Source organism: Rhizobium sp. ZX09, from assembly GCF_017357485.1.
In the GTDB taxonomy this organism is placed as follows: domain Bacteria; phylum Pseudomonadota; class Alphaproteobacteria; order Rhizobiales; family Rhizobiaceae; genus Agrobacterium; species Agrobacterium pusense.
The window spans coordinates 271,378-288,386 of sequence record NZ_CP031363.1; the positions used below are offsets into that span (position 1 = coordinate 271,378).

General features: G+C 60.4%; 15 protein-coding genes. 11 read left to right on the forward strand and 4 right to left on the reverse strand.

Annotated features, from left to right (window positions below):
• Window positions 1–28: 28 nt before the first annotated feature.
• A complete protein-coding gene (locus BTN45_RS01290) occupies window positions 29–1,045 on the reverse strand; it encodes a polyprenyl synthetase family protein (RefSeq protein ID WP_063949834.1) in 1,017 nt (338 codons plus the stop codon).
• A 111-nt stretch (window positions 1,046–1,156) separates the two neighbouring features.
• Here BTN45_RS01290 and BTN45_RS01295 point away from each other — a divergent pair, with 111 nt between their 5' ends.
• The 11 genes from BTN45_RS01295 (at window position 1,157) to BTN45_RS01345 (ending at window position 12,528) form a co-directional block, all read left to right on the forward strand.
• Window positions 1,157–1,387: a DUF2007 domain-containing protein gene (locus BTN45_RS01295; protein ID WP_035208944.1), complete on the forward strand. Its 231-nt coding sequence runs from the start codon at window positions 1,157–1,159 to the stop codon at window positions 1,385–1,387.
• Between the two features lie 6 nt (window positions 1,388–1,393).
• A complete protein-coding gene (locus tag BTN45_RS01300; RefSeq protein WP_207588634.1) occupies window positions 1,394–2,206 on the forward strand; it encodes a tRNA1(Val) (adenine(37)-N6)-methyltransferase in 813 nt (270 codons plus the stop codon).
• A gap of 76 nt (window positions 2,207–2,282) precedes the next feature.
• On the forward strand, window positions 2,283–3,152 hold the full coding sequence (locus BTN45_RS01305) for a S49 family peptidase (protein WP_037090856.1): 870 nt from the start codon (window positions 2,283–2,285) through the stop codon (window positions 3,150–3,152).
• 20 nt (window positions 3,153–3,172) lie between these two features.
• A complete protein-coding gene (locus BTN45_RS01310) occupies window positions 3,173–3,367 on the forward strand; it encodes a membrane protein (protein ID WP_004440115.1) in 195 nt (64 codons plus the stop codon).
• A gap of 259 nt (window positions 3,368–3,626) precedes the next feature.
• Complete coding sequence (locus BTN45_RS01315; protein ID WP_246751695.1) at window positions 3,627–4,553, forward strand: acyltransferase; 927 nt, start codon at window positions 3,627–3,629, stop codon at window positions 4,551–4,553.
• A gap of 96 nt (window positions 4,554–4,649) precedes the next feature.
• Window positions 4,650–5,612, forward strand: a complete 963-nt coding sequence (locus BTN45_RS01320; protein ID WP_020813609.1) for a glycine--tRNA ligase subunit alpha — start codon at window positions 4,650–4,652, stop codon at window positions 5,610–5,612.
• Window positions 5,613–5,690: 78 nt separating this feature from the next.
• Window positions 5,691–6,242 (forward strand): LemA family protein, encoded by a 552-nt coding sequence (locus BTN45_RS01325; RefSeq protein WP_006699477.1) that lies wholly within the window; start codon window positions 5,691–5,693, stop codon window positions 6,240–6,242.
• 74 nt (window positions 6,243–6,316) lie between these two features.
• On the forward strand, window positions 6,317–7,594 hold the full coding sequence (locus tag BTN45_RS01330) for a 3-phosphoshikimate 1-carboxyvinyltransferase (RefSeq protein ID WP_207588638.1): 1,278 nt from the start codon (window positions 6,317–6,319) through the stop codon (window positions 7,592–7,594).
• A 21-nt stretch (window positions 7,595–7,615) separates the two neighbouring features.
• Complete coding sequence (locus BTN45_RS01335) at window positions 7,616–9,553, forward strand: DUF2207 domain-containing protein (RefSeq protein WP_207588640.1); 1,938 nt, start codon at window positions 7,616–7,618, stop codon at window positions 9,551–9,553.
• 97 nt (window positions 9,554–9,650) lie between these two features.
• Window positions 9,651–11,804 (forward strand): glycine--tRNA ligase subunit beta, encoded by a 2,154-nt coding sequence (glyS, locus tag BTN45_RS01340; protein WP_004440125.1) that lies wholly within the window; start codon window positions 9,651–9,653, stop codon window positions 11,802–11,804.
• A gap of 229 nt (window positions 11,805–12,033) precedes the next feature.
• Window positions 12,034–12,528, forward strand: a complete 495-nt coding sequence (locus BTN45_RS01345) for a DUF523 domain-containing protein (RefSeq protein WP_207588642.1) — start codon at window positions 12,034–12,036, stop codon at window positions 12,526–12,528.
• Window positions 12,529–12,686: 158 nt separating this feature from the next.
• Here BTN45_RS01345 and BTN45_RS01350 read toward each other — a convergent pair whose 3' ends face one another.
• The 3 genes from BTN45_RS01350 to purD all read right to left on the reverse strand — a co-directional run bounded on the left by BTN45_RS01350 (window position 12,687) and on the right by purD (window position 16,767).
• Window positions 12,687–14,510: a methyl-accepting chemotaxis protein gene (locus tag BTN45_RS01350; protein ID WP_207588648.1), complete on the reverse strand. Its 1,824-nt coding sequence runs from the start codon at window positions 14,508–14,510 to the stop codon at window positions 12,687–12,689.
• A gap of 317 nt (window positions 14,511–14,827) precedes the next feature.
• Window positions 14,828–15,340 carry a plant virulence effector HPE1-like domain-containing protein gene (locus BTN45_RS01355; protein ID WP_207588649.1) on the reverse strand — a complete coding sequence of 171 codons (513 nt, stop codon included), beginning with the start codon at window positions 15,338–15,340 and terminating at the stop codon, window positions 14,828–14,830.
• Between the two features lie 155 nt (window positions 15,341–15,495).
• Window positions 15,496–16,767, reverse strand: a complete 1,272-nt coding sequence (gene purD / locus BTN45_RS01360; RefSeq protein WP_207588650.1) for a phosphoribosylamine--glycine ligase — start codon at window positions 16,765–16,767, stop codon at window positions 15,496–15,498.
• Window positions 16,768–17,009: the final 242 nt, after the last annotated feature.

Below are 17,009 nucleotides of genomic sequence, written 5' to 3' on the forward strand. Positions count from 1 at the left end.
CCATCCGCCTTTCGCCTGGCCTGCGGCGTCAGTTCAGACGCTCGATGCAGAAGTCGATCACTTCCAGAAGCGCATTTTTCCAGGGGCTCTGCGGCAACGGTGCAAGCGCATCGCGGGCAATGGTGCCATAATGCGTTGCACGGCCTATCGTATCACCGAGGCCGTTATATTTTGTGATCAGGCCGAGCGCCTTTTCGAGGTTCTCGTCGCTGCTCTCGCCTTTTTCGATGGCATTGCGCCAGAAAGCGCGCTCATCCTGCGTGCCGCGGCGATAGGACAGGATGACCGGCAGGGTGATCTTGCCCTCGCGGAAATCGTCGCCCGTGTTCTTGCCGAGATCGGCGGACTTGCCGCCGTAATCCAAGACGTCATCGACCAGCTGGAAGGCGAGGCCAAGATTCATGCCATAGGATTTCAGTGCACTGCGGGTCGCCTTGTCGGTCTTGGCGACGATGGGGCCGACTTCGGCGGCGGCGGCGAAGAGGGCAGCCGTCTTGGCGCGAATCACCTGAAGATAATCGTCCTCGGTCGTTTCCATGTTCTTGGCGACCGAAAGCTGCAGCACCTCACCCTCGGCGATGACCGAGGCGGCGGTGGAGAGCACGTCGAGGGCATCGAGAGAGCCGACATCCACCATCATGCGGAAGGCCTGGCCAAGCAGGAAGTCGCCGACGAGAACGCTTGCCTGGTTGCCCCAGATGGTGCGGGCGGTGGATTTGCCCCGGCGCAGATCGCTTTCATCCACCACGTCGTCATGCAGAAGCGTCGCCGTGTGCATGAACTCCACGCTGGTGGCGAGCTTGATGTGGTTGTCGCCCTCATAACCGAACATCGAGGCCGAGGCGAGCGTCAGCATCGGCCGCAGGCGCTTGCCGCCGGACGAGATGAGGTGGTTGGCCACCTCGGGTATCATCTGAACGTCGGAACCGGCCTTGGAAAGGATAAGCTGGTTCACCCGTTCCATATCGGGGCGGGTCAGGTCGACAAGCGGCTTGACGGATGCGAGTTTGTTTTTGCTTTCTTCAAGCGGTATGACGACGCCCAAGGGACAGGACTCCAGTTCGAATTTGAATTCGACAATAAAAACTGACGCCTTGCGCGGCAAGGGGCGAATTGCCGCTAGCCATTCAAAAAGATGGGAATTTAAGGTCTATCCATGCGTGAACTGATCCGTACCAACGATGCCGTGCTGCTCTCCTTCGCCGAAAGCCTGATGAAGGATGCCGGCATCCATTGCCTCATTGCCGATCAGGCAATGAGCATTCTGGAGGGATCTCTCGGCCTTTTGCCCCGCCGGTTTCTGGTAGAGGAAGATCGGGCGGCTCAGGCCCGCCGTATCCTCACCGATGCCGGGCTCGGCGACGAGTTGCGCAACGAAGAGGCTTGAACGACGATGGACGACGGCATTTCCGAAACGATCGATGCCTTTCATCGGGGCCGGTTTCATATCATCCAGCCGAAGGGCAGGGGGCATCGGGCCGGCATGGACGCCATGCTTCTGGCTTCGCTGGTGGCGGATGACCGCCCCTGCCGGATTGCCGATCTGGGTGCCGGTGCCGGTGCCGCCGGCATGGCGGTTGCGGCGCGGCTCGAAAAGGCCAGGGTGACGCTCTATGAGCGCTCGCCGGAAATGGCGCAATTTGCCCGCCGCAGTCTGGAACTGCTTGACAATGCAGCCTTTTCGGCCCGCGTCGAGGTGCGCGAAGCGGATGTGACGCTGCGCGCGAAAGCCCGTGTGGAAGCGGGTTTGCCCGACGATCATTTCCATCACGTCATCATGAATCCGCCCTATAATGATGCGGGCGACCGCCGCACGCCGGATGCTCTGAAGGCCGAGGCTCACGCGATGACGGACGGCCTGTTCGAAGACTGGATCAGGACCGCGGGTGCGATCATGATCCCGGGCGGGCAGCTTTCCCTGATTTCGAGGCCGCAATCAGTGGCGGAGATCATTGCTGCCTGCGGCAGCCGGTTCGGCGGTATCGAAATCACCCTCATCCATCCGCGTCCCGGCGAGGATGCGGTACGTATGCTCGTAACCGCCATCAAGGGATCGCGCGCACGGCTGTCCTTCCGCGCACCGCTCATCATGCATGAGACCGGCAGCCACGCCTTCACCCCCCTCGTTGATGACCTCAACAATGGTCGTGCGGCCTATTCCCGTAATGTAAGGGCAATCAGACCCGGCTTACAAAAATCACCGTGACGCTAGCCGCATGCCATTGTGTTTTGCCCGGCGATACATACATCCGTGTCGATGAAGTCATTGCTGTGAGGATTGATTGGTGGGTTTGCTGAAGCTTCTTGTGCCGAAACGCTTTCGTAAAAAAGAGCTCGTCATTCCCGTGGTGCGCATGCATGGCGCGATCATGGCCGGCGGCAACCAGTTCCGCCCCGCCCTCAATCTCGCTTCCTATGCGCCGCTTCTCGAAAAGGCCTTCGCCGTCAAGGATGCTCCGGCCGTCGCCATTTCGCTCAATTCGCCCGGTGGTTCGCCGGTGCAGGCGCGGATGATCTATAACCGTATCCGCCAGCTTGCCGAGGAAAAGGACAAGAAAGTCCTCATCTTCGTGGAGGACGTCGCGGCCTCGGGCGGCTATATGATCGCTCTTGCCGGCGACGAGATCATCGCCGACCCCACCTCAATCGTCGGTTCGATCGGCGTCGTCTCCGGCGGCTTCGGTTTTCCGGAAATGTTGAAGAAGATCGGTGTGGAGCGGCGCGTTTATACGGCCGGCGAGAACAAGGTCATTCTCGATCCCTTCCAGCCGGAAAAGGAAGGCGACATCGATTACCTGAAGTCGCTTCAGGTCGAAATCCACAATGTTTTCATTGATATGGTCAAGATGCGCCGCGGCTCCAAGCTAAAGGGCGACGAGGCGATCTTCTCCGGTCTGTTCTGGACCGGCATGCGTGGCCTCGACCTTGGCTTGATCGATGGGCTGGGTGACATGCGCGAGGTTCTGCGCCGCCGTTATGGTGAAAAGGTGAAGCTCCAGCTCGTCAGCGGCGGGCGCACTTTGTTCGGTAAAAAAGTACCTGGTGTGAATGCTGCGTTTGGCCTCGACACCCCAAAGCTGGCGGCGGGCGCCGTCGCGGGTCTTGCGGAGGTCGCCGAAGAAAAGGCATTGTGGTCGCGTTTCGGTCTATGATGTCGCGGGAATAAAGCCTTATGGCGCAGCTTATTACAATCATTCTTCTGGTGGTGGGGGCCATCATCCTCTACCGCCGCTTCGTTCGCGATGCGGAAAAGCTCTCGGCAAAATCGAAACAGCGCGAGAAGGAACGCGAGACCGGAGCGATCGGCACGCTGATCAAGGATCCCGAGACGGGGGAGTACCGCGTGAAGCGTGAGGATGAGGCGTAAGGCGCAGTCATCCCGGACAATCTCGTTTGCCAGTCCTGAAGGATTGGGGGTTAACCCAAAAATCAGCTTTTCGGGACAGCCCTGAAATTCGCCGAGTATTTTCGTCCCGATTGTGCGATTAGTGATCCACAAATTTTAGGGTGATCTGCTTTGCTTCGGCCTAAGCCGGCTGAAGTCTCGCATTGCGCAGCCGGACGGGGTAGTTTTGCAAAAAGTTCATTCCATTCAGTTTTTGCGGGCGGTCGCCGCGCTTTCCGTCATGTTTTTTCACATTGTCGGGGCTCCTCTGACGATAGGCGCCGCCGGGGTGGATGTGTTTTTCGTAATATCGGGATTTGTGATGGGCATGGTCGGCGATAAGGCGACACCCACCAAATTCCTGCGTCATCGGCTTTTCCGTATCGTGCCGCTCTACTGGGCCGTTACATTGCTCATGTGTCTTGGCGCGCTGGCAGGCGTGTTTTCCACATTCACCTTTACCATGGACCATCTCTGGAAATCTTTGCTGTTCATCCCTTATGCGGATGCTTCGGGCCAGGTCACGCCTCTCGTGATGGTGGGCTGGACGTTGAATATGGAGATGTTCTTTTATCTCGTTTTTGCGTTGGGTCTTGCACTGCGCGCGCCCATTTCCGTGACGATCATTGTCCTGACGGGCATGGTCTGCCTGGGGCAACTGGCGGACTGGCAGTCTCCCTTCATGCAGATATGGGCCTCGCCGCTGCTGCTGGAATTCCTCGCCGGTCTTGTCCTGTCGCAGATTGCCTTTGCGGGCGTGCGCAGCGGCGCTGCGGCCCTCGTGCTTTCTTTTGTCGGCTTCGCTTTCGCGGCCGGTATCGGTGAGCAATCCGGCCTTCTGCGCATCGCGAGCTGGGGCGTGCCAGCCTTTCTGCTGGTGGCAGGCTTTGTGTGGATCGAAAGAGCGGGTGGCTGGCCCATCGCGTGGCTGAAGCCCTTTGAAATCATCGGGGACGCCTCCTATGCGCTTTATCTCCTGCACGGGCTGGTTATTTCCGTGGTCTACAAGATCATAGCGCCGGGCCCTGCGGCGGGGATCGTGGTTGTTTTTGCGGCATTGGCTGTCTCGGTTGCAGCACATCTCCTGTTTGAAAAACCGGTGATCAGGCTTCTCAGGAAATTCGCAGACCGTGGCATCGGTGGTCAACGTGCCGAGGCCGTGGGCTGATCGCCGCTTCGCATAAAACCTTGACCCTCAGGCCATGCCGTGGCACCAGTCCGCATCCGAAGTAAGTCAATGCTTACTTGTCCTCCTAACACCGCGATGACTGCAATGACCGATGTTCCCGACCATATGAACCCGAAGCGTTCCTTTCAGGCGCTGATCCTGACGCTGCATAATTACTGGGCCGACAAGGGCTGCGCGGTGCTGCAGCCTTACGATATGGAAGTGGGCGCGGGTACGTTCCATCCGGCCACGACGCTGCGCGCACTTGGGCCGAAGCCGTGGAAGGCCGCTTATGTGCAGCCCTCGCGCCGCCCGTCGGACGGCCGTTACGGGGAAAACCCCAACCGTCTGCAGCATTATTACCAGTATCAGGTCATCCTGAAGCCCAATCCTTCCAACCTGCAGGAACTCTATCTCGGTTCGCTGAAGGCAATCGGCCTCGACCCTCTGCTGCATGACGTGCGCTTCGTCGAAGACGACTGGGAAAGCCCGACGCTTGGCGCGTGGGGCCTCGGCTGGGAATGCTGGTGCGATGGGATGGAAGTGTCGCAGTTCACCTACTTCCAGCAGGTCTGCGGCATCGAATGCTCGCCGGTCGCGGGCGAACTGACCTATGGTCTGGAACGCCTCGCCATGTATGTCCAGGGCGTCGACAATGTCTACGACCTGAACTTCAACGGCCGCGAGGGCGAAGAGAAGATTTCCTATGGCGACGTCTTCCTGCAGGCCGAGCAGGAATATTCTCGCCACAACTTCGAATTCGCCGATACGGCCATGCTGCATCGCCATTTCATCGACGCCGAAAAGGAATGCCAGGCGCTTCTCGCTGCCGGTGCGCCCGGGGACAACGATAATCAGCGCCTGCACAAATGCGTGTTCCCGGCCTATGATCAGTGCATCAAGGCCAGCCACGTCTTCAACCTTCTGGATGCGCGCGGCGTGATCTCGGTAACGGAACGTCAAAGCTATATCCTGCGCGTGCGCACGCTGGCGAAAGCCTGCGGCGAAGCCTTCCTGCTGACGGATGCAGGCGGGCTGAACTGGAACAGGGCCGCCTGAACCTTTATGTAGGGCGGGGCAACAGTCTAACGTGCGGACACCGTTCTGGTGTCCGCACCTCTTGAGGAGGGGTAGGGAATGTTCATCACGCTGGCAATCATCGCGGCAATCGCGCTTTATGTCGTCTTCATCTATAACGGTCTCGTCAAGGCGCGGCAGATGAAGGAAGAGGCGTGGTCGGGCATCGACGTGCAGCTGAAGCGCCGCGCTGATCTCATCCCCAACCTCATCGAGACCGTGAAGGGTTACGCGGCCCATGAAAAGAGCACCTTCGAGGAGGTGATCAACCTGCGCAACCGCGCGCAGGCCGTACCGGCGGGAGACGTTGAAGGCCGCGCCCAGGCGGAAGGGCTGCTGTCGCAGGCGCTCGGCAAGCTTTTTGCACTTGCCGAAGCCTATCCCGACCTCAAGGCCAACACCAACTTTCTGGAATTGCAGCGCTCGCTCGAAACCATCGAAAGCGAGATCCAGATGTCGCGCCGTTATTACAATGGCGCTGCCCGCGATCTTAACGTCAAGGTGGAGAGCTTCCCGTCCAATCTCGTGGCGGGGCAGTTCGGTTTTGCCAAGGCACCCTATTTCGAGATCGACAATCCGGCCGACCGCGCCGTGCCGACTGTTAAGTTCTAAGCACCGGCTCACAATTTCCCGCCGATATTCCGATAGCCCGGCTTTGCGCCGCATACTTTGACAAGACGACGATCATGATCGAACTGACCATCACCCCGCCCGGCCACCCTCTTTCCGGCAAGGTGGAGCCGCCCGGTTCCAAATCCATTACCAACCGCGCCCTTCTGCTGGCCGGCCTCGCCAAGGGCAAAAGCCGCCTCACCGGCGCGCTCAAAAGCGACGATACGCTTTATATGGCCGAAGCCCTGCGTGAGATGGGTGTCACGGTAACGGAGCCCGACGCCACCACCTTCGTGGTGGAGAGTTCAGGTGTGTTGCATCAGCCGGAAAAGCCGCTTTTCCTCGGCAATGCCGGCACAGCCACCCGCTTTCTCACCGCCGCTGCCGCCCTTGTGGATGGCGCCGTCATCATCGATGGCGACGAGCATATGCGCAAACGCCCGATCATGCCGCTGGTGGAAGCCCTGCGCTCCCTCGGCGTTGAGGCGGAGGCGCCGACCGGCTGCCCGCCCGTCACCGTCTGCGGCAAGGGTACTGGCTTCCCGAAGGGCAGCGTCACGATCGACGCCAATCTTTCCAGCCAGTATGTGTCCGCACTCCTGATGGCCGCCGCCTGCGGCGACAAGCCTGTCGATATCATTCTCAAGGGCGAGGAAATCGGCGCGAAGGGCTATATCGATCTCACCACATCGGCCATGGAAGCCTTCGGCGCGAAGGTGGAGCGGGTGAGCAACGCCATCTGGCGCGTGCATCCGACCGGCTACACGGCAACCGATTTCCACATCGAGCCGGATGCCTCCGCCGCCACCTATCTCTGGGGCGCTGAACTTCTGACCGGCGGCGCCATCGATATCGGCACGCCTGCCGATAAATTCACCCAGCCGGATGCCAAGGCCTATGAGGTCATGGCGCAGTTTCCCCACCTGCCCGCTGAAATCGACGGTTCGCAGATGCAGGATGCCATTCCCACCATTGCGGTTCTCGCCGCCTTTAACGAAACGCCGGTGCGTTTCGTCGGCATCGCCAATCTGCGCGTCAAGGAATGCGACCGAATCCGCGCCGTCTCACTCGGCCTCAACGAAATCCGCGATGGTCTGGCGCATGAGGAAGGCGACGACTTGATTGTGCATTCCGATCCCTCGCTTGCGGGCCAGACGGTCAAGGCCTCCATCGACACTTTCGCCGACCACCGCATCGCCATGAGCTTTGCGCTGGCCGCACTGAAGATCGGCGGCATTGCCATCCAGAATCCGGCCTGCGTGGGCAAGACCTATCCCGGTTACTGGAAGGCGCTCGCCTCGCTGGGCGTCGACTATACCGAAAAGGAAAGCGCTGCCGAGCCGCAGCACTGAGCCATTGAGGAGGGATCGCTCGTGAAGACCATCGCCGCAAGATTTCTCGCGCTGTTCGTCTTCCTGGGCGCGGCCTTCCCGGCTTTCGCGGAAGAGTTCATCCGTTCGTATCATTCCGTCATCGAGGTTGCGCGAGACGGAAAGCTGACGGTGACGGAGACCATCACCGCCCGCGCCGAAGGCCAGAACATCAAGCGCGGCATTTTCCGCGATTTTCCGCTTTATGCGCTGGATGCGAATAACCGCCGCACCAAGGTGGATTTCAGCGTCGTTTCGGTGGAGCGCGATGGTGCGCCCGAGAACTGGCGCACCGAAAATATCGATGGCGGCATCCGCATCTATACCGGCAGCGCCGACCGTTTTCTGCCGACCGGCGAACATATCTTCCAGATCACCTACACCACCGCACGGCAGATCCGTTATTTCAGCGATTATGACGAGCTGACCTGGAATGTTACCGGCAATGGCTGGCAATTTCCCATGGGCGAGATTTCCGCTACCATCACGTTGCCTGATGGTGTCAAGGCGACGGATACCGCCGTCTTCACCGGTCCGCTTGGCGCAAAAGGCAAGGACGCCCGCATCCTCAGTGAGGGCAACGAGGTTTTCTTCGCCGCCACTCGCCCCTTTTCGGTGGGCGAGGGCATGACGGTTGCGGTGAAACTGCCCAAGGGGGCTATAACGGCTCCTGACACCACGCAGGAGGCGGGGTGGTGGCTGCGGGATAATCTCGCCATCCTGCTTTCGGGCGGCGGTCTCTTCGTCGTGCTCCTCTATTATCTGCGAGCCTGGTTCGCCGTGGGCCGCGATCCGGCAAAAGGCGTCGTCGTGCCGCGCTGGGACGCGCCGGATGGACTTTCCCCGGCGCTGGTCAATTACGTCGATAACCGCGGTTTTTCCGGCGCGGGCTGGACGGCGCTTTCCGCTTCGGCACTTGATCTGGCCGTAAAAGGTTATTTGGTTCTAGAGGACCTGAAGAACGCCATCGTCATCCGCCGCACGCAAAAGGCGACGGCGGACAACCTGCCGACGGGACAGAAGACGCTGCTTTCCTCCATCGGTGGGCCGGGGGAGACGCTAACCATCGACAAGGCCCATGGGGCGGAGGTCGAGAAGGTCGGCAAACAGTTTCGCGCAGCGATAGAGAAAGAACATCGCGGCAAGTATTACCGCAGCAATGCCGGCTACACCGTCTTCGGTATCTTCCTCAGCCTCGCCCTCATCGTTGCGACGCTGGTCTTCGGCGATCTGGATGAGAGCGCCATCGCCGCTGTGCTGGTCTTTGGCTTTTTTGCTTTCTTTTTCAGCATCCTTTCGATTGGCATCGGCCGGCAGTTTTCGCGCGGCGCGCCGCTGCGCAAGCGGATCGGCGGCATCGTCATGCTCGCCTTTGCCGGTTTCGTGGCCTTTTCGGCCATTGGCGGCATCGCCACGCAAATCCTGCTTGACGTTACACATGACACCAAGTCACTGGCGCTCGCCGCCATCGGCGGAATCGTGCTCATCAATGCGCTGTTCCTGTTTCTGATGGGCGCACCGACGCCGCTCGGTCGCAAGCTGATGGATGGCATCGAAGGCCTGCGGACCTATCTGACGCTGGCCGAAAAGGACCGGATGAACATGGCGGGCGCGCCGGCCATGTCGCCGCAACATTTCGAAACGCTGCTGCCCTATGCCGTGGCGCTCGGCGTCGAAAAGCCCTGGAGCCGTACGTTCGAGACCTGGCTCGCGACCGCCGCCGCCGGTGCCGCCGCGGCAAGTTATGCGCCCGGCTGGTACCTGGGCAGCAATTACGGCAGCTTTGGCGACAGGATCGGCGGGTTCTCAACCTCTATGGCAAGCACAATCGCCTCCACCATTCCGCAGCCTGTCAGCTCTTCCGGTTCCAGCTTCTCAGGCGGGGGCGGGGGCGGTTTTTCCGGCTCTGGCGGCGGCGGTGGCGGTGGCGGCGGCTGGTGATGCCCGCCGCGGTAATTTAACCGATAGCTGGTGACTTTTGCCGCTGGTCTTGCTAAGTCCGCGACACTCTTTTGCAACAGATTAAAGTCCTTATCCCATGCCCGATCTTCTGCTTGAACTTCGCTCCGAGGAAATCCCTGCCCGCATGCAGCGCAAGGCGGCGGGCGATCTGAAGAAACTCGTCACCGATGCCTTGGTGGAGAGAGGGCTGACCTATGAAGGTGCGCGTGAATATTGGACACCGCGTCGCCTGACGCTGGATATTCGTGGCCTCAACGCCCGCTCGGCCGATGTGCGTGAGGAAAAGAAGGGTCCGCGCACCGATGCCAATGAAAAGGCCATCGAAGGCTTTCTGCGTGGCGCAGGCCTCAACGATATCTCGGAAGCGCAGGTTGTTTCCGATCCGAAGAAGGGTGATTTCTACATCGCCATCATCAACAAGCCGGGCCGTCCGGCGGAAGAGATCATCGCCGAGGTGATGCCCGGCATCATCCGCTCTTTCCCCTGGCCGAAATCCATGCGCTCCGGCCCCGCTTCGATGCCGAAAGGCTCCAGCTATGCCGGTATCGAAGGCAAAGGTTCGGAAAGCCTGCGTTGGGTGCGGCCGCTGCAATCCATTGTCTGCCTGTTCGGCCCCGAACACGATGAAACGCAGGTCATCCCGTTTGCCATCGATGGTATCGTTGCCGGTAACGTCACCTATGGCCATCGTTTCCATGCGCCGGGTCCGATCACCGTGCGCCGTTTCGAGGATTATGTCTCGAGCCTCGAAAAGGCGAAGGTCATTCTCGATGCCGAGCGCCGCAAGGACATCATCCTGCACGACGCCAAGGACCTCGCTTTCGCCAACGGCCTCGACCTTGTGGAAGACGAAGGCCTGCTGGAAGAAGTTTCCGGCCTGGTTGAATGGCCGCAGGTGCTGATGGGCACTTTCGAAGAGGACTATCTGCAAATCCCCGCAGAAATCATCCGCCTCACCATCAAGACCAACCAGAAGTGTTTCGTCACCCGCAACCAGGGTGCGGAAGAGGGCCTTTCCAACCGCTTCATCCTTGTCTCGAACATCGAAGCGAGTGATGGCGGCAAGGAAATCATCCACGGCAATGGCAAGGTCGTGCGCGCGCGCCTGTCGGATGCCCGCCATTTCTGGACCCGTGACCAGGGTGATCTGCCCGATCTTGAGACGTTGAAGGACTCGGCTGCAAAATTCAGCCTCGATCTTAAAAAGCCCCTCGACCAGCGCATGGCGAAGCTCGATGCGCTCAACGTCACCTTTCACGCCAAGCTCGGCACGCAGGGCGAGCGCGTATCCCGCATCCGCGAACTGGCGAAGACTTTGGCCCCGATCGTCGGCGCCGATGCCGCGCTGGTGGACCGCGCCGTTGTGCTGGCCAAGGCCGACCTGCGCACTGAAGCCGTCGGCGAATTCCCCGAGCTTCAGGGCCTGATGGGCCGCAAATATGCGGCGCTTCAGGGCGAAAACGAAAGCGTGGCCGCCGCCATCGAAGATCACTACAAACCGCAAGGCCCTTCCGACCGCCTGCCGGCCGATAAGGTGGCGATCACGGTCGCTCTCGCTGACAAGCTCGACACCCTCGTCGGTTTCTGGGCCATCGATGAGAAGCCCACCGGCTCGAAGGACCCCTTCGCGCTGCGCCGTGCGGCGCTGGGTGTGGTGCGTATTCTGCTTGAGAAAAACGTGCGGCTGCCACTGCTGAGCGTTGCCAAGGATCCGGACCTTCTCTCCTTCTTCCACGACCGTCTGAAGGTCTATCTCCGCGATCTCGGCGCGCGTTACGATCTGATCGACGCCGTCCTGACGCCGGAATCCGACGACCTGCTGATGATCGCCCGCCGTGTCGAAGCGCTCACCGCCTTCATCACCGGTGAGGATGGCCGTAACCTTCTGGCAGGCGCCAAGCGCGCCACCCAGCTTCTGGCCGCGGAGGAGAAGAAGGGGACTGTGGTGGCGGATGGCGTTTCGGAAGAGTTGTTGAAGCTCGATGCCGAAAAGGCGCTTTATGCGGCGATCAAGACCGCGTCTGCCGATGCCGCGAAGGCTGTTGCCGGCGAAGATTTCCGCTCTGCCATGCAGGCGCTTTCGACGCTTCGCGCGCCCGTCGATAAATTCTTCGAAGATGTCCTCGTCAACGACGAGGACGCGGCCATCCGCGCAAATCGTCTGGCGTTGCTGAAGGCCATTCGCGAGGCAACTGGCACGGTTGCGGATTTCTCGAAGATAACGGGCTGATGGGGTTGGGGTAGCCGTACATGTCAGTGTGCGCGGTTCACCCCCCTCTGTCCTGCCGGGCATCTCCCCCTCAAGGGGGAGATCGACTTGTGGCGAGCTCTCAACCACATTGAACGTTTCGGGAAGAGGGGGAGCATGCCTCTCGCCGATCTCCCCCCTTGAGGGGGAGATGCCCGGCAGGGCAGAGGGGGGTTAGCCACAGCCTCAATTCCCGCAGGATAACTTCCCATTGACCCACTCCACCTCCAAAATCCTCATCAGCGCCTGCCTCCTCGGCCAACCTGTCCGTTACGACGGCAGAGGCAAACCCTTCGCCCACCCGGCGATAGACCGCTGGCGAAGCGAGGATAGGCTGGTGACGATCTGTCCTGAGATGGCGGGCGGTATGCCCGTGCCGCGCCCGCCGGCGGAAATCGAAGATGGTGCCTCCGGTCTCGATGTGCTGGAGGGCCGCGCCCGCGTGCTGGAGATGACAGGCGGCGATGTCACGGCGCAATTCATTGCCGGCGCAGAAAGAGCGCTGGCCTTTGCCATGTCCAATGCCTGCACATACGCGCTTCTGATCGACGGCAGCCCGTCCTGTGGGTCGGTTGCGATCTATGACGGTTCGTTTTCTGGCGTCAAACATGCGGGCAATGGGGTGACGGCGGCGCTGCTCGAAAAAGCCGGTATTGCCGTGTTTTCACCAGCCGATATCGACCGGCTGGATGTGCTGACCCGTTAGAGTTTTTCGCTTTTCTTCGAATCGCGAAAACACTCTAACTCTTTGTTTTGGCGCATTTCCGGACGGAAAACCGGGTTCCACTTTTCCTGGAAATGCTTAAAAAGAAAAGCGCCAGAGTTCCCCCCGGCGCCTTTGTTCATCGATAGTCTTGCGGCGTATCACCCCGCCATGCGCATCTCATGCGCCATGGCATGAAGCTGGTGACCGGACGACACGCGGAAGCTGCGGATGAGGTTCAGCAGTTCCTCGGTGTCCACGGCAAGCGCTTCCGCCGAAGCCGTGGTTTCTTCCGCCATTGCCGCATTGTGCTGGGTGGCGACGTCGAGCTGGTTGAGCGATGAGGAGATCGAGCGCAGCGTCGTATCCTGCTCGGCTGCCGAGTGGGCGATCTTGCTGACGATCTCGTTAGCGGATTTGATCTGGTCCGAGATACGCTTCAGTGCATCGCCGGCCTCGCCCACAAGCCGCACGCCATTTTCCACCTGGGCGGAAGAGCGGGCGATCTGGTCCTTGATCTCTTTGGCGGCAGCCGCGGATTTCTGTGCGAGTTCGCGCACTTCCTGCGCTACCACGGCAAAGCCCTTGCCAGCCTCACCCGCGCGAGCAGCTTCGACGCCAGCATTCAGTGCCAGAAGGTTGGTCTGGAAGGCGATATCGTCGATTACGCCGATGATGTTGGAAATCTGGTCGGAAGACTGCTCGATGCCGCTCATCGCCATGATCGCTTCTTCCACCACACGGTCGCTGCGCATGGCTTCCGAGCTGACGGTGGTGACACGCTTGGCGGCGTCAGCTGCCCCTTCCGCCGTCTGGCGCACCGCAACGGTCAGTTCGTCAAGCGCTGCGGAGGTTTCTTCCAGATTGGCAGCCTGCCGTTCGGTACGCTGCGATAGCTCGTTGGAGGCCTTGCGGATTTCTTCCTTGGAGCCGCCAATGTCGATGCTCTTGGAGTTCACCTTGGCCATGGCGGCATCGAGATGGGTCAGGGCTTCGTTGAAATTCGCGCGCAGCGCTGCGTATCGGTTGCCGAGATCGCCGCAACGCACGGTCAGATCACCGCCGGCCAGCTTTTCCAGCGCCTCGCCGATGGTGGCAACCACACGCGCCTGCAATTCTGCCTCGTCGCGCTGCATGTCGAGGTTGTTCTGGCGCTCGGCATTGAGCTGTTGCTGCTGTTCTTCCTCACGGCGCTGCATGGCATGGCGCTCGCGTACCTTGTCCTGAAGCGAGGCAGTAGCCTTCGCCATCATGCCCACTTCGTTGGTGAGGCCAGTATGGGGAATGGCGAGCGAGACGTTTTCATTGGCGACTTCGCCAAGCGCGCGGTGAATATCGCCGAGCGGCTTCGAGATGCCGCGGATGACATAGAAAGCGGCTGCAAGCGCCAGCACGAAGATCAACGCGCCGATGGATAGCGCCTTCATCACCTCGCCGCGCACCTGCGCATTCAGATCGTCGATGTAAACGCCGGTCACGACCACCACCTGCCAGGGTTCGAAGGCAAGTGCATAGGAGCTCTTGGCGTAGTCATTGCCTTCCATGCCGGGCTTCGGGCCGTAGAAATCCGTCTGGCCGCCGCCATTGCGACCAAGCCGCACCAGCTCGTCACGATAAGCGAAACCCTTGCTGTCAGGCTTGCCCTTGAAGTTCTCGCCGACGCGCTTGGCATCGGGATGGAACTTCATCGTCACATCGTAATCATAACCGAAGAGGTAGCCATCCGGGGTGAAGCGTATGGCGCTGACGGTTGCATAAGCCTGCTTCATGGCCTCGTCGCGCGAAAGGGTGCCGGCCTTTTCCTTGTCGTGGAAGGATTGCAGGATGGAGATGGCCGACTGCACCTGAGTCCGCAGCATTCCGTAGCGTTCCTCATAGATCGCGTCGGTGGCGGACTTCAGCTGGTAGAAGGTTGCCACGGCGAAGGCGGCCATCAGGGCCACTACGAGAACGATCAACTGACGGGAAATGGAAAGGTTCTTCATGGGCGCTCACAAGCGTTTGGCCTCGCGCGCCTCGCTTTGCCGCGCGCTGCCGGTGTTTCGGAAAGGGAAGAGGCGCATGATGCGCCGGGAAGGGCCTGAAGAGCGGCATCCGCCCAAGGCCTCATGCGGTGCTGCATTGCACCATGAGATGACTTAGCAGCCAAAAATTTGAAGAAATATTTAATTAGTGGAAGCTTTATCACGCCAGCCGGCGGAATAACCCCATCGGGGATTTTTAATTCCCCCAATGGTTGCTGATGGCCTTGAAAAATACAGCGCGGACTCGATTGTTTGACATTTGTCATCCAACCCGCAGGTCAGTTGCCGCGCAGTTGGAAGTCCGGGAAGTTAGTCGGAGCGGGCAAGGCAGATGCGCGGGGGGCCGCCGCATCGGTACTCGAAACTTCCTTCGTAGCCGCAGTGGTGGTCGTCATGTCTATGCCGCCGGGCGTCGCAGCGGTTTCCTGCGTGTGCGCCGTGGGCTCCGCGTCGTCATAGGTGGCGATTGCGGTGCCAGACGCTTCCTTCGGCATCCATGCTGGATTGGTGCTGACAAATGTCACGGGCGCGCCGCCAAGCCATGCTTCCGTGCGCACCAGCGTCTGCCTGCCATCCACTTCCCGCATTTCCGTGTGCTGGGTCCCGGGTTCTATGGAAGGAATGCTGTAAACCTGCGCCGCGGTTTTCTCCTTGACCTGCTGGCAACCCGTGCAGTCGCGACGGATGAAGCTGCCATTGGTGGTATGAACACCGTTGATATATTCGATGGAAGACGCCATGGCAGACCCGCCGGTCAGCACGACAATCGCTGTCAGAAGAAGACGCCGCATCGAAAAAGCCCCCAAATAACGGCGCCGCCTCGTGATCCGGGCAAAGTGCGCCATTCCATGTTCGGGCAAGTATTACCGGCGTTTCGTTTCCATCGGGTCAGCAAACTTGGTAAAAATTGAACGAAATATTCGTTGCCGGCCCGTTTGATCTAAAATCAGACCTTTTCGCGCGCCACAGCCTGCCAGCCGATATCGCGCCGGCAAAAGCCGTTTTCCCACTCCACCCTGTCCGCCAGCGCATAGGCGTGGGCCTGCGCCTCCGTCACGGTCTTTCCAAGGGCGGTAACGTTCAGCACGCGGCCACCCGTAGCCACCAGCCTGTCGTCCTTCAACGCAGTCCCGGCATGGAACACCTTCGCTTCTTCGCTCGCTTCAGGAATATGCGCGATCGGCGTGTTCTTGTCGTATGCGCCGGGGTAACCCTTGGAAGCCAGGACGACGGTCAGCGCAACCTCGTCGCGCCATTCCGCGTCAACCCTGTCCAGTGTGCCAGTGGCCGTGGCGTAGAGGATGGGCAGCAGATCACTTTTCAGGCGCATCATCAGCACCTGGCATTCTGGATCGCCGAAGCGCACGTTGTATTCGATGAGTTCCGGGCCCTTGGCGGTAATCATCAGTCCAGCAAAGAACACGCCGGAGAAGGGATTACCATCTTTCGCCATGCCCGAGATCGTCGGCTCGATGATTTCTTTCATGGTGCGCTCCACCATGGTCGCGGTCATTACGGGGGCGGGCGAATAGGCGCCCATGCCGCCGGTGTTCGGGCCGGTATCGCCATCGCCGACGCGCTTGTGATCCTGCGCGGTGGCGAGCGCCAGCGCGGTCTTGCCGTCGGAAAGGCAGAAGAAGCTCGCTTCCTCGCCATCGAGGAAGGCCTCCACCACCACTTCGGCGCCGGCCGCGCCGAAAGCGCCGTCGAAGCAGTCGTCAATCGCGGCAAGCGCTTCCGCTTCCGTCATGGCCACGGTCACGCCCTTGCCGGCGGCAAGCCCGTCGGCCTTGATGACGATGGGCGCACCCTGTGCGCGGACATAGTCCTTGGCCGGCTCTGCGGATTTGAAACGCTGGTAAGCGCCGGTCGGAATATCGTAGCGCGCGCAGAGATCCTTCGTGAAACCCTTGGAACCCTCCAGCTGAGCTGCCGCTTTCGATGGCCCGAAAGTGGCGATGCCGGCGGCACGCAGGTCATCCGCCAGACCGGCGACCAGCGGCGCTTCCGGGCCGATGACGACGAAGTCGATTGCCTTTTCTTTCGCAAAGGCGATGACGGCAGCATGATCTTCCACGTTCAGCTCCACGAGCGTCGCATGGTCGGCGATGCCGGGATTGCCGGGGGCGGCGTAGAGCGCATCAAGCAGGGGGGACTGGGCGATTTTCCACGCCAGCGCATGTTCGCGTCCGCCGGAACCGATCAACAGAACTTTCATGGTCAATACCCCTGCAAATTCGCCAGTAACCTTGTGTCAGCGGCGTTAAGGGCAGGGGGGCGAAAGGTCAAGACGAATATGTGGCGATTGCCGCGCATGGAGCCTGCGAATAGAGGCTGCAAATCCCTCCTCCGTCATGCCGGACTTGATCCGGCATCCAGCCACGGCGCGTCTGCGCCGTGAAAGAGTCTTAAGCGATCAAGGACTTGATCGCACTGGACCCCGGATCAAGTCCGGGGTGA